Raw genomic sequence first — 13,081 nt, 5'->3', positions numbered from 1 at the left:
TGCGTTTTGCGGCTTCCTTGTGCTTAATAATTAGTAAACACTAGTAATAGTTTAGTGTATCGCCTTTTTCTTAAATCTGCCGCCGCGCACCTCAGATATATTGGCAACTGCCAAAAACGCATTGGGGTCTAATTCTTCTACAATTGTTTTTAATTTTGCTTCCTCAAGCCGTGTAATCACGACAAAGATCACTTTTTTATTGTCCCCTGTAAAAGCGCCTTCGCCATTTAAATATGTGACTCCTCGGCCAAGCCGAGCTATAATTGCTTCTCCTATTAATTGGTGATTCTCACTAATGATCCATGCTGATTTTGATTCATCTAAACCTTGAATCACAACATCAATTGTTTTAAAAGCAATAAAGTATGTAATAATCGAGTACATCGCCCGATCCCAGCCAAATACGAAACCAGCTGTCACAAAAATAAAGACATTAAAAAACATGATTATTTCGCCAACTGAAAACGGAAGATTTTTATTAAGTAAAATGGCAAGAATTTCTGTGCCATCCAGGGATCCGCCATAACGAATGACAATGCCAACGCCAATTCCTAAGCTGATGCCGCCAAAAACGGTGGCTAATAACAGGTCACTCGTGAAGACAGGGACATTATGGAGCAGCAATGTGGTGAGAGAGAGAACGCCAATGCCGAGCAGAGTAGAAAGAGCAAAGGTTTTTCCAATTTGTTTATAACCTATATAGAAGAAGGGGATATTCAGAAGAAATATAAAAATCCCAAGCTTTATATGTGTTAAGTGAGACAATATAATCGATATGCCTACAATACCACCATCCAGAATTTGATTTGGCACTAAAAACTCTTCAATGCCAATTCCCATAAAAATGGCTCCAATAATAATAAATATAATTCTCTTAAAGACTTTCCCTTTCGATGTTGCTCTGTGCAACTGCTGATTGTTCATTTCTTCAGGAGTCAATTCCATCAGCAAACCTCCTTTCCTATCCTATCTATTTTAGCACGATTAGAAAAAATAAAATGAAAATTCTGTCCAGTATCTGTATAAAATGACTTATTATAAATGATTATCTCTGTCCTTATCTGGGAAAAGGAGACTATACTCTCAAATCTACTGTAAAGGATGTGAATAAAAGTGAACCGTGCAATTACTTTTGGAAAAAAGCTGTCTGCAGAATTAAAAGAAGATCGTGCAACAGGACTTGCAGCAGAGCAGGCTTACTATTATATGTTGGCAATATTCCCGTTGTTGATCTTAATGATCTCTATTTTGCCATATTTATCTATTGATCCGCAAACGGTGCTCACATATTTAAGCAGTATTTTGCCTGGAGATACGTTCAGCTTAATTGAGGAAAATGTTATTAATATTATAACGGTGCCAAATGGAGGGTTACTGACCTTCGGGATCATCGGTACACTTTGGTCGGCATCCAATGGAATGATGGCCTTTATTCGTGCTATGAATACGGCATTTGATGTAGAGGATTCCAGATCTTTTATCATAGTTAGGCTTATATCAATTGGGTTAACGCTTGGTTTAATCCTTGCTATTGTAACCGCAATGCTGCTTCCGATATTCGGGAATGTCATTGTCGACTTTATTGGACAATTCATTTATATCCCCAATAATATGGAAGTTTTGATCAATATTTTACGCTATGTCATTGCGATTGTTGTTATGGCAACTGTACTGGCTTGTCTTTATAAATTTGCGCCAGACAAGCATTATCCATTTAAGGAAGTATTGCCTGGAGCTTTTGCAGCGACAGTTATTTGGCAAATTATCTCCTTTGGTTTATCCATTTATGTTAATAATTTTGCCAACTACTCAGCCACATACGGAAGCCTTGGTGGTGTAATTGTGCTAATGCTTTGGTTTTACTTAACAGGCTTGACCTTTGTTCTTGGGGGAGAAATTAACGCCTTGCTTCACAGAAGGAAAAAAGGACAAGCCATGAACAAAGCAAAAACAGCTGCAATGTAAATGACTTGGAGACATATACCGCTCCATTTTGACAATTGAACACATAAAAAAAGCGAGGACTGTTCCTCGCTTTTTTCTATTCACAAACGTTTTATAGTTTATGGATAAAAGGAATTTTAATTTTCCACCACTTGGTAATGGATTTAGGTGTCTCCTTCACGCTGGAAATAAGCGATGTAAAAACACCTTTTTTAAATTCAAAATCCTTCTGCAGCTCTTGCTGCTGCATTTTAAGTGCGTCAGTTTCATGCTTCAGTACATTCATCTTATGCTGCAATCGGCTATTTGTCTCATTCAGTCGTTCAATACTTGGCTGTGCCTCTTTCAATGTTTTTACTGCCGAAATGATAAAATAAACAATTGCAAGCACAATTACAGCGATACTTGCATACACAATAAACATTCTATCCCTCCCAAAGTTGTCGGATGTGTTGGCATCATTTAATGGATAAACTAATTGTATTCTTTTTTTACCCTTTAAGCATGAAAAATAACAACTGTTAAAAAATATAGTCAAGTTTGCATTAGAAATCCGACAATTATTATTATTCTTTCACAAAAAAGATTGAACAATCTGTTTGTGTGGTACATAATATATATGAGCATATATTCATATACGAAAAAAGGAGGGAATTCGATGGGACATTCACACTCACACTCACATTCACACGGTCATTCACATCATCATCATTCAACCAACAATAAGAAAGCCTTGCTTACTGCCTTTATATTAATTGCCGGCTTTATGGTCGTAGAGGTGATTGGAGGGCTGGTTACAAATAGTCTCGCACTTTTGTCAGATGCAGGACATATGCTTAGTGACGCGGCGGCTTTAGGGCTGAGCTTTTTAGCGATCAAGCTGGGTGAGAAAAAGGCGACCATAAGCAAATCCTTTGGGTATAAACGCTTTGAAATCATTGCAGCTTGGGTTAATGGTGTTACACTCTTAATTATCTCACTTTATATTTTTTATGAGGCTTATCACAGGCTTCTTGACCCGCCAGAGGTTCAAAGTCTTGGCATGCTGACGATCTCTGTTATCGGACTTATTGTGAATATTATTGCCGCATTTATTTTAATGAGCGGTGATAAGGACCATAATTTAAATGTCCGCAGTGCATTCCTGCATGTTATTGGTGACTTGCTTGGTTCTGTTGGTGCCATTACAGCTGCATTGCTTATGTATTTCTTTGGCTGGGGAATAGCGGATCCGATTGCAAGTATTATTGTCGCAATCTTAGTATTAATCAGTGGATGGCGAGTCATGAAGGATTCCTTTCATATTTTAATGGAGGGAACCCCAGAGGATTTGAATCCCGAAACAATAAAAAACGCACTCTTAAAGATTGGCCAGGTGGCCGATGTGCATGACTTGCATATATGGACAATTACTTCTGGTTTTCCGGCGTTAAGCTGTCATGTCGTCTTAACAGGTGATCAGGGGCATGATGCTGTACTGAAAAAGGCTCAAGGCATATTACATGATGAATATGGCATTGAGCACAGCACAATTCAGGTTGAAGGGAAGACAGAGGGATGTCCAAGTCATCATGGCACATGTAATTAATGCTGTGCATGATCGATAGTTTGCTTTAAAATGCTTAAGACGTGTTCATCATCATGACTATAATAAAGGGTCGTTCCCTCTCGGCGGAACTTCACTAAGCGCAGGTTTTTAAGGAAGCGCAGCTGATGTGAGACCGTTGATTGCAGTAATGATAGTTTCTCGGCAATATCATTAACAGAAAACTCTCCCTTCGAAAGCAAATGCAGGATTCGCAGGCGAGTAGGATCTGACAATGCTTTAAATGTCTGAGAAACAATAAATAAAGTTTCTTCATCAAAATCGTCATCAAGTAAAGAGTATGGCTGTTCATTTGTCATTGCAGAACACACCTCCTAATTATTGATATTATAATCCTGATTAGGCTCTTACAGCAAAGAAAACCACCGGTTAAGGTGGTTTTTTTGATGGAGCAGAAGAAATTATTCTTCTTTAATGCTATTTTTTATTTCGCCCATTAGCGTTTTCATTTCCTGGTGAAGCTTGTCATCCGTCAGATTAAGCTTTTCCTTCATCTCTTGAAAGCTTTTTCCGTCTTTTTTTAATTGAATGATTGTATTGAAGTCTTCACCTGAAGACTTAGACATGGCTGCAGCTGTAATGATAAAGTGCAGGCTCATATTTTCTTCTTTTATTAATGCTTCAAGATCAGCTTCATTTTTACCTGTATAAACGGATAAAGTTTTGAGAACCTCCGTCTGATGCTTCTTGAGAAATCGTCCCTTTGCTTTATAATGCTGTTTCATTTTCTGTAGATCTACACCGAATTGCTGTGCTGTTTTGTCCCAAGATGAACCGTTCTTTTTATATGAAGCTAATACATCTTCAACTTTTGCCTGCGAAAATTTTGCTATAAACGATGCTTTATAGATTTCTTCTTTGCTGTAGCCCTTATCTATTAAGGAATCAACCAGTTCTTTATCCATAAAACGATGTCCATGATGATCTCCTTCTCCGCCTTCCTGAGCTAATGCACTTCCTAATGAAGGGCAAAGAAGAGTGAAAATCGACAAGAATACTATAAGGATTTTTTTCATATTTGATCTCCTTTATCGTTAATAAACTTCAAACTTTAGCTTGTCCAAAAAAAGGCAATTCATGAAGGTAAACTTGAAAAAGAGAGAAAGTGAAGAAATGAGCGTATAAAAATTGAAAAAATGATATTATTTCGCTTTAATGTAACTATACCTAAACGTAATGACTGAATGTGCCATAGGATGGTGGATATGAAAATACTAGTAGTGGAAGATAATCAAAGTGTTTGCTCTATGCTCGAAATGTTTTTTATGAAAGAAGGATATGAGGGAACATTCATACATGATGGGCAATCCGGTTTTGAGCATTTTAATAAGGAAGCATGGGATTTAATTATTTTGGATTGGATGCTGCCAGTGATGGATGGTGTGACGTTATGCCGTAAGATTCGGGAGCTTAGTAAAGTGCCCATTATTATGCTGACTGCAAAAGATAGCGAATCAGATCAGGTGCTGGGACTTGAAATGGGGGCTGATGACTATGTGACAAAACCGTTTAGCCCGCTGACATTAATGGCGAGAATTAGAGCCGTCACCAGAAGATTTAATATGGACACGGAGGAAAAAGAGGAAGATAAATACATCACAACGGCTCATTTTAAAATCAGCAAAGAAACAAGAGAAGTTTATTTTAACGGTAATTTGCTTGGAAATTTAACACCAAAAGAGTTTGATCTTTTGTATTACTTTGTGAAAAATCCTAAGCAAGTATTTACAAGAGAGCAGCTGCTCGATAAGGTGTGGGGTTATCAATTTTATGGAGATGAACGGACAGTTGACGTTCATATTAAACGATTAAGAAAAAAGATCGGCACAGCACGCCAGCCGTTTATTCATACAGTATGGGGTATAGGCTATAAGTTTGATGAAAGTGCGGATGATCATGAAAGTTAAATATTTTTATCAGCTGCTGATCAGCCATATTATTATTCTGATTCTAGCTTTTTTGCTGCTTAGTCTGCTGTTTTCACAATTCCTGGAGAACTATATTTTTGAAAATAAGGTAGAAGAACTGGAATCCTATGGTAAGCAGATCCTGACTGATCTGACAGTTAGAATCGAAGGAACAGAAGAGTTTTTAAATGAATATAGCGAGATTCTTGAAGCCCGTAATATTCAGTATATTTTATTTGATCGAAAGGGAAGAGTTCTTTATCCAGAACTGCAGGAGCCGGTTGTCCTTTTATCTGAACAAGAATGGCTGGAGCTTTCCGCGGGAAATGGCATTTCAGTCCTCCATGATATCAAACGCTTTGATCAGGAGGTAACACTTGTTGCACTGCCTTATATGAATGGTGATCAGCTCATTGGTGGAGTTATTCTTCTTTCCCCGATCAGCGGCGCGATTCAAATGATTAGCCAGCTTAATAAATTTCTGCTTTATACGATCATTATTTCTTTGACTGCTACCATTCTGTTAAGCTGGTTCCTTGCGAAAAACTTAATTAAACGGATTCGGGACCTTAGAGATGCTACTTCTATGATTTCATCCGGCAATTATGATGTCCATGTTCCTCATGTGCACATGGATGAGATTGGCCAGCTGGCAAAGGATTTTAATGAAATGGCCGCAAAGTTAAAAAAATCGAATGAAGAAATCGATCGGCTGGAAAACAGAAGAAGAAAATTTATAGCGGATGTTTCACACGAAATGAGAACTCCGCTCACGACGATTAGCGGATTAGCTGAAGGAATCCAGAATAATCTCATTCCTGAGCAGGAAATGGAAAAGGGGATGATTTTAATTGATCGCGAGGCGAAAAGGCTGATTCGGCTGGTCAATGAGAATCTCGATTATGAGAAAATCCGATCCAATCAATTACAGCTTCATAAGATAAACGTGAATCTGCTCGAGACCTTTGAGGTTGTAGCTGATCAGCTCCTTCTTCAGGCCGAAGAAAAAAACAATACAATTATAATTGAGGCAGAGCCGCAAACAACAGTTGTAGCGGATTATGATCGTTTAGTGCAAATCCTTGTAAATATATTAAAAAACAGCATTCAATTCACTGAAAACGGAGAGATTTATTTAAGGTGCGAGGAAAGCGATCATGCAACAAATATCATGATAGAAGACAATGGGATTGGAATCGATCCTGAAGAAGTAGAAATGATTTGGGAAAGATTTTATAAAGCGGATGTTTCGAGGACAAGCAATTCTTTCGGAGAATTCGGCATTGGATTATCAATTGTCAAACAGCTGGTGGAACTGCACGATGGGAAAATTGAAGTGAATAGTGAAAAAGGGATGGGTACAACATTTTTTATTCAGCTGCCAAATGTATCTTGAATACCTAAAATGGAAACAAAAAATCTCGGCCAATAGCCGAGATTTTCTGCTTCATTCAATTATGGCATAACTTCTGTTTCTGTTAATGCGACCGGTTTTGTCTGCTGCTGCGGCAGAGCTTGAGGAGCCTGTTCCAATATTTCAGGAAGACGGTTTACTTCAAGGTATTTAATGTGATGGTCTTCCATTTCCATCACTTTAAATCGATATGAACCGTGGGTAATCACGTCACCTTCTTGTGCTTCATAATTCTCCGTTAAAATCCAGCCGCCAATAGTATCAACATCTTCATCATTGATATCGATTCCGAGCATGTCATTGATCTCGCTGACAAGCACTTTTGAATCGATGATAAAATGATCTTCCTTAACCGTTTGAATCATTGGGATTTCGTCATTGTCAAATTCGTCGCGAATCTCTCCAACGATTTCCTCAATAATATCTTCCACGGTTACAAGACCTGATGTACCGCCGTATTCATCCATTAAAATAGCTAAATGAATGCGTTCTTTTTGCATTTTTAACAGCAGGTCATGAATTGGGGTACTGTCAATTACACGGATAATTGGACGAATATAAGGCTCAAGTGTTTTCACCGCTGTATTCTTTTTTGCAATTAAGTCGGTCATGACTTCCTTCATATTAATCATGCCAATAATATGGTCTTTATCACCATCGATAATAGGATATCTTGTGAAGTTTTCTGTTTGTGCCGTCTGAAGGACGGTTTCTACATTGTCTTCCTTTGATAAGGAAATAATTTCTGTCCGCGGAACCATAATTTCTTTTGCAATTCGATTGTCAAACTCAAATATTTTATTTACATACTTGAACTCTGATTGGTTAATTTCCCCGCTCTCATAGCTTTCTGAAAGAATGATGCGAAGCTCTTCCTCGGAATGGGCAAGTTCATGTTCAGATGCAGGCTTTAATCCGAATAATCCGGTTAAAAAGCGTGCAGATCCATTTAAGAACCAAATAAATGGATACATGATGCGATAGAACCAAATAAGTGGATGTGCAATAATTAATGTCACTGCTTCAGCCTTTTGAATCGCCAGCGTTTTCGGTGCAAGCTCTCCAACTACAACATGAAGGAATGTAACAATTAAAAATGCACATGCAATAATGAGTACATGTGAAACATCATCGGATAAACCGAAAAACTGGATAATTGGACTAAGCAATACTTCAAAAGTAGGCTCTCCAAGCCATCCGAGTGCTAAGGCAGTAATGGTTATCCCTAACTGACATGCTGATAAATACTCATCTAAATTGGTAATTAATTTTTTTGCGGCTATCGCTCTTGTACTGCCTTCTTCAATTAATTGATCGATTCGTGAGCTTCTAATCTTCACAATGGCAAATTCCGAAACTACAAAAAATGCCGTCAAAGCAATTAAAGTGGCGAAAATAACCAAATTAAATATGTCCAAATAAGTTCCCCTTCTCCCGTGTTAACGGGCAGGGTGTCACCTCCTGATTAATGGAAAAATAAGGTTAACTCGTTAGACTGACAAGTGATTGCAGCAATGCAGATCCTTCCAGTGAAAGCTTTTTAGAAAAACCGTTTTTGTTTTTCTCATCCAAATTCTTAATGAGCGGCATAAGGACGGATATTTCATTTTGAAGCTGTTTCATTTGCAATGTTACTGCATCGATTTGCATTTCAACTTCTACAGTGCGAATTTCCCTATTTGTCCTCATTTCTAGTTTTCTCTTAATCTCCTCTAAAGGAATATGCATTTTTTTGCATTCCTCAATAAAGCGTAAATCAACTAATACTTCTTCCGAATAAAATCGATAATTAGACTTTGAACGCGTCGCTTGGATTAGACCTATAGATGTATAGTAGTCTATTGTTCTTTTAGAAACATTTGCGATTTCTGCTAGTTCACCGATGCGATATAATGCCCCATCTTACCACCTCAGCTTATCATTAGTTGTAATTATTATACGTTACTAAAAACCATACAGTCAAACGTTCCAGTTGGAAAAAATGGATATATAAAAGTATATGAAATTTGAATAAAAAAATGATTACGAAATATTCTGATTTTAATGGTGGTCATTTGATTTGTTAAGTATGTGGGGAAACAGATTGATTTTAGAGTGAGGAGGGGATATGTGGCAGATAAAAAGAGCAATCCTCCCCATAATGAAATGTCTTATTTTTTCATATGGGAAGATCGCTGATTCTTATTGTTACTTTAAACTTTCAAACCATTCACGGTACAGCAAGCCATATACAGCAAGATCATGAAAATCATCGTAAAGAAATTCAGCATCGCGAACAATTCCTTCTTGTGTGAATCCAAGTCTTTCTGGTATAGCCCTGCTCTTCGTGTTGCCGATTCCGCAGCGGATTTCAATCCGGTTTAACTTAAGTTCTAAAAAGCTGTAGTTTACTATTGCCTGTACACTTCTTGTCATAATCCCTTTGCCCTGGAAGCCCTCACCCAGAAAATATCCAATGCTTGTCTGTTTATTATGCCAATCGATTTGATGAAGGCCGATCGAGCCTGCTAATTTTCCTTTATACCGAATGCCCGCATTAAAGCCATTATTATCGGCAAATTGCTTTAGCCACATTGGGATAATCGAGTTGTATTGAACAGCAGATGTGGTGTTATCTACCCACGGAAGCCATTTTCGCAAATGCTGCCGGTTAAAATCAACTAAAGCAAATAATTCCTCGGTATGCTGAAGCTGAAATAATTGCAGCTCTAATTCTTCGTCAACTTTTAACGTAAACATGATGATTCCCCCTCCTGAATTAACATCATCATAACGAATGTATGAAGAAAAAAAAAGATTATTTTCAGTATTTTAAAAATAAACAAGCTTAGTAAAGGGATTACAGACTGGATGTATTTGTATAGTGTATTTTATTTTGTTGGCGGCTTAGTTTCAGCTATACTATAAAAGGGTATAAATACGAAAATTAGAAGGATTTTCCTTAAATGGTTTTCAGCTCGAAAATGAATGATGGAGGAAGACATACATGAAATTAACAACTAAAATAATCATTGGGTTGATTGCTGGAGCAATTGTTGGGATTATATTAAATTTATCTGCGCCAGACTTATTTTCCACCCTTGATACGTATTTATTTAATCCTTTAGGAACCATCTTTATTAACCTTATTAGTATGCTTGTCGTTCCTATCGTTCTATTTTCTATTATTCTAGGTGTGACGGGATTAGGTGAACCCAAAAATCTTGGAAGAATAGGGGTTAAAACGGTAAGTTATTACTTAATTACGACAGCCATTGCCATCATTATTGGTATAGGATTTGCTATGATTTTTAAACCAGGTCTGATTGGAGAATTTAATACGGCAGATGCAGAGTATAGTACAGAGGAAGCACCGCCTGTTAGTGAAACATTGATTAACATTATACCGAGCAATCCTTTTGAAGCACTTACCTCAGGTAATATGCTGCAGATTATTGTGTTTGCCGTATTAGTAGGATTTGCTTTAACTAGATTGGGAGAGAAAACAAAGGGAATTGTGAATCTCATCGAGCAAGGAAACGAAGTTATGATGTATTTAGTTGGCTTGGCGATGAAGGTAGCACCTTATGGTACATTTGGTTTAATTGCCTCAGCAATAGGCAGTCAAGGCTTTTCCGCAATAAAGGCAATGGGTGTTTATATGCTTGTCGTTTTAGGCGCCTTATTTGTTCATGCAGCAGTAACATATGGCTCGTCTGTATACTTTCTTGGCGGAATGAGTCCACTTAAGTTCTTTAAAGGGTTTTCTCCTGCAATGGGAGTTGGCTTTAGTACCTCAAGCAGTAATGCAACATTGCCGCTATCAATGGAAACGGCGCAGAAAAAATTGGGTGTTCCTGAACCTATCAGCAGTTTTGTACAGCCGCTTGGAGCTACCATTAATATGGATGGAACGGCTATTATGCAAGGTGTGGCAACAATTTTTATTGCACAGGTATACGGATCAGATTTGTCATTAACGCAATTGATGACCGTTGTTTTAACTGCTGTATTAGCAAGTATTGGGACTGCTGGTGTTCCAGGAGTAGGTTTGATCATGCTGGCAATGGTTCTGCAATCAGTAGACCTTCCAGTTGAAGGAATTGCTTTAATTATTGGGATCGACCGTTTGCTTGATATGGTTAGAACCTCTGTGAACATTACAGGTGACGCTGCCTGTGCGGTAGTGGTAGCTAATACAGAGGAGAAAAGGTTACAGAAGAAAGCCTAAAGATTAAAAGACAATATGATGATGCCATTCTATATTGAAAGTCAAAAAGCTTGCCGCTCGGCAAGCTTTTTTTGATCTGATAATCAGTTATGGTTCCTTTTAGCAATCGGAAGCAGAATGCTAAACACTGTTTTGCTTGTTTCTGATGTACATGTAAGGGTGCCGCGGTGCTTTTCAATAATTTCCCGGCAAACAAAGAGACCCAGCCCAGTTCCAAGTGTTTTGGTTGTAAAGAAGGGCTCGAATATGGTTGAAACAAGATTGTCAGGGATTTGCGGCCCGTTATTCTCAATATCTACCTTAACTTTGTCATCGACCTTTAAAGTTCTGATTTCAATAATGGGATTTATTCTGTCAGGGCTTAAAACATCAATTGCATTAAAAATAATATTAATAAATACTTGTCTTATTTCGTCTTCATAGCCTTCAAGATATATATCTTCAGCAAGCGCCTGTATTGTTTTTACCTTGCCATCAAGTATACTCGGATAAAGAAAGATCAGTACTTCTTCTATTAAATCGTTTAAAGAAAAAACGATCTTTTCTTTTCCTATTAGTTCTTTTTTAGAAAGAAGCAGGAATTGGGAAATGCGGAAATTCAGCTGCTCGATTTCATTTGAGATGATATCTAAATATTTCATATCAGAATGTTCTGCCTTTAGCAGCTGGATAAAACCTTGAATTGAGGTAAGCGGGTTTCTGAATTCATGGATAAAGCTTGATGTCATTTGTCCAAGCAGTGTCAGCCGATCTTTATGGGTAGAATCGATAAACTGTGTTTTTTCTTTAATTATGTTATTTTGAGTTTCACTATAATGGGATACGGAATAATATAAGAATTGGTCAAAGCAGGAATTTAATCGATCTACAAACAGCTGCAGTTCATCAAGTTCTAATTGTAATGTTAAGGCAAATTTTAATATGACTGCTCTTCCGCAATTCACATTGAAAACAAAATCACCAATGTTTATATTGGCTTCTACGCGCTGATGTGCAATTTTTAAAGCAAAAATGCTGATCTTTTCATTGAGAACATGTTCTTGATCTAAAAGTGACTCAATAAATAATTCAAACATATCGTTTCCGTTCATGAAGATCTGCTGTGCATGAGGGTCATCGGTTTTCGTTTTAAGTTGTTTCATCCAATCACTTAACAGTTCTTGTTTATTCGCTTGCAAACAACGCAGGACAGTTTCTTTTGTGACAGTTTGCATGAAGGCCTCCATAATTTAGTGATTTTCGTTTATTTACTATAATAGATTCGCTTACAAACACTAAATTCCTTTTTAGGAGAAATAGAAAAATCGTAAAATCGGTATTTCGAATCATATGAATAAAGATATTTAGAATTTGAAATAAAATAGGATTTCGTTTTATAATAGAGATATCACGTGTAAATTTACACGAAGTAAAAAGGACTGAATCGATATTGACTCGAGAAGAAATTATTATGAAAGTATCCGAAAAATTACGGCTCATTCGAACTGAGGCTGGCTACACCCAAGACAAAATGGCTGAGATCATCGGTGTTTCAAAGAAAACCCTCGTGCAAATTGAAAAAGGCAGAGCTGAAGCCGGATGGTCTACAGTTGTAGCTGTATGTGCACTTTTTCGCGAAACCGAAACAGTTAGATTCTTATTTGGAAACGAACCATTGGAAGTCCTTGAAACAATTGCAAGAGAAGGAATTGACTACAGAAAAGAAAAAACAATGGGCGGAAAAATATGGTGGCGTGAAATGGAGAAGAAAAATGGTCTAATTCTTCAGCAAAACATTATTAGTCAGCATTTCCGTATTATTGATCAAGACCACTTTCGAATTTATAGCAGTTTTGATGAACAATCTTCTAAAGAACGATTTCAGGAAGCAGTGAAAGAGTACTTATAACCTTATAACTGATTCATTGCGGTTTGAGATGAATAGAAGAATTGTAGAGATGCTAAAAGAATGATGAGAAAACAATTGATAAGCGGCTGCGGCTGCTTTTTTTTATTTTAGG

General features: G+C 37.3%; 14 protein-coding genes. 6 read left to right on the top strand and 8 right to left on the bottom strand.

Going from position 1 to position 13,081, the window contains the following annotated elements; genetic code table 11:
- Positions 1 to 51 precede the first annotated feature (51 nt).
- On the bottom strand, positions 52 to 945 hold the full coding sequence (locus A6754_RS16130; RefSeq protein ID WP_066448011.1) for a YitT family protein: 894 nt from the start codon (positions 943 to 945) through the stop codon (positions 52 to 54).
- 168 nt (positions 946 to 1,113) lie between these two features.
- Here A6754_RS16130 and A6754_RS16125 point away from each other — a divergent pair, with 168 nt between their 5' ends.
- Positions 1,114 to 1,965 (top strand): YihY/virulence factor BrkB family protein, encoded by an 852-nt coding sequence (locus tag A6754_RS16125; protein WP_066448005.1) that lies wholly within the window; start codon positions 1,114 to 1,116, stop codon positions 1,963 to 1,965.
- Between the two features lie 91 nt (positions 1,966 to 2,056).
- Here A6754_RS16125 and A6754_RS16120 read toward each other — a convergent pair whose 3' ends face one another.
- A complete protein-coding gene (locus A6754_RS16120; RefSeq protein WP_066448001.1) occupies positions 2,057 to 2,368 on the bottom strand; it encodes a DUF948 domain-containing protein in 312 nt (103 codons plus the stop codon).
- 234 nt (positions 2,369 to 2,602) lie between these two features.
- Between A6754_RS16120 and A6754_RS16115 the strand changes: the two genes are divergently transcribed.
- A complete protein-coding gene (locus tag A6754_RS16115; protein WP_066447999.1) occupies positions 2,603 to 3,532 on the top strand; it encodes a cation diffusion facilitator family transporter in 930 nt (309 codons plus the stop codon).
- Here the strand turns inward: A6754_RS16115 and A6754_RS16110 are convergent.
- On the bottom strand, positions 3,529 to 3,849 hold the full coding sequence (locus tag A6754_RS16110; RefSeq protein ID WP_066447994.1) for an ArsR/SmtB family transcription factor: 321 nt from the start codon (positions 3,847 to 3,849) through the stop codon (positions 3,529 to 3,531). The genes A6754_RS16115 and A6754_RS16110 overlap by 4 nt on opposite strands.
- Before the next feature lie 102 nt (positions 3,850 to 3,951).
- On the bottom strand, positions 3,952 to 4,566 hold the full coding sequence (locus A6754_RS16105; protein ID WP_066447991.1) for a hypothetical protein: 615 nt from the start codon (positions 4,564 to 4,566) through the stop codon (positions 3,952 to 3,954).
- Positions 4,567 to 4,755: 189 nt separating this feature from the next.
- On the opposite strand from A6754_RS16105, the gene A6754_RS16100 reads away from it, so the two are divergent.
- Both A6754_RS16100 and A6754_RS16095 read left to right on the top strand, forming a co-directional pair.
- On the top strand, positions 4,756 to 5,457 hold the full coding sequence (locus A6754_RS16100) for a response regulator transcription factor (protein WP_066447989.1): 702 nt from the start codon (positions 4,756 to 4,758) through the stop codon (positions 5,455 to 5,457).
- On the top strand, positions 5,447 to 6,853 hold the full coding sequence (locus tag A6754_RS16095; protein ID WP_066447986.1) for an ATP-binding protein: 1,407 nt from the start codon (positions 5,447 to 5,449) through the stop codon (positions 6,851 to 6,853). The genes A6754_RS16100 and A6754_RS16095 overlap by 11 nt, the downstream gene beginning before the upstream one ends.
- Before the next feature lie 59 nt (positions 6,854 to 6,912).
- Here A6754_RS16095 and A6754_RS16090 read toward each other — a convergent pair whose 3' ends face one another.
- The 3 genes from A6754_RS16090 to A6754_RS16080 form a co-directional block, all read right to left on the bottom strand.
- Entirely contained in the window at positions 6,913 to 8,289 is a 1,377-nt protein-coding gene (locus A6754_RS16090) for a hemolysin family protein (RefSeq protein WP_066447984.1), read from the bottom strand.
- Positions 8,290 to 8,353: 64 nt separating this feature from the next.
- Entirely contained in the window at positions 8,354 to 8,755 is a 402-nt protein-coding gene (locus A6754_RS23445; RefSeq protein WP_082851710.1) for a MerR family transcriptional regulator, read from the bottom strand.
- 303 nt (positions 8,756 to 9,058) lie between these two features.
- Positions 9,059 to 9,610, bottom strand: a complete 552-nt coding sequence (locus tag A6754_RS16080; RefSeq protein ID WP_066447975.1) for a GNAT family N-acetyltransferase — start codon at positions 9,608 to 9,610, stop codon at positions 9,059 to 9,061.
- 247 nt (positions 9,611 to 9,857) lie between these two features.
- On the opposite strand from A6754_RS16080, the gene A6754_RS16075 reads away from it, so the two are divergent.
- Positions 9,858 to 11,081 (top strand): dicarboxylate/amino acid:cation symporter, encoded by a 1,224-nt coding sequence (locus A6754_RS16075; protein ID WP_066447972.1) that lies wholly within the window; start codon positions 9,858 to 9,860, stop codon positions 11,079 to 11,081.
- Between the two features lie 83 nt (positions 11,082 to 11,164).
- On the opposite strand, the gene A6754_RS16070 is transcribed toward A6754_RS16075, so the two are convergent.
- Positions 11,165 to 12,295 carry a histidine kinase N-terminal domain-containing protein gene (locus tag A6754_RS16070; protein WP_066447969.1) on the bottom strand — a complete coding sequence of 377 codons (1,131 nt, stop codon included), beginning with the start codon at positions 12,293 to 12,295 and terminating at the stop codon, positions 11,165 to 11,167.
- Between the two features lie 215 nt (positions 12,296 to 12,510).
- Here A6754_RS16070 and A6754_RS16065 point away from each other — a divergent pair, with 215 nt between their 5' ends.
- Positions 12,511 to 12,969 (top strand): helix-turn-helix transcriptional regulator, encoded by a 459-nt coding sequence (locus tag A6754_RS16065; protein ID WP_066447965.1) that lies wholly within the window; start codon positions 12,511 to 12,513, stop codon positions 12,967 to 12,969.
- The last annotated feature ends 112 nt before the right edge of the window (positions 12,970 to 13,081 follow it).

Source organism: Cytobacillus gottheilii, from assembly GCF_001636345.1.
Lineage (GTDB): Bacteria > Bacillota > Bacilli > Bacillales > Cytobacillaceae > Cytobacillus > Cytobacillus gottheilii.
This window is presented reverse-complemented; position numbering and strand designations above follow the sequence as displayed.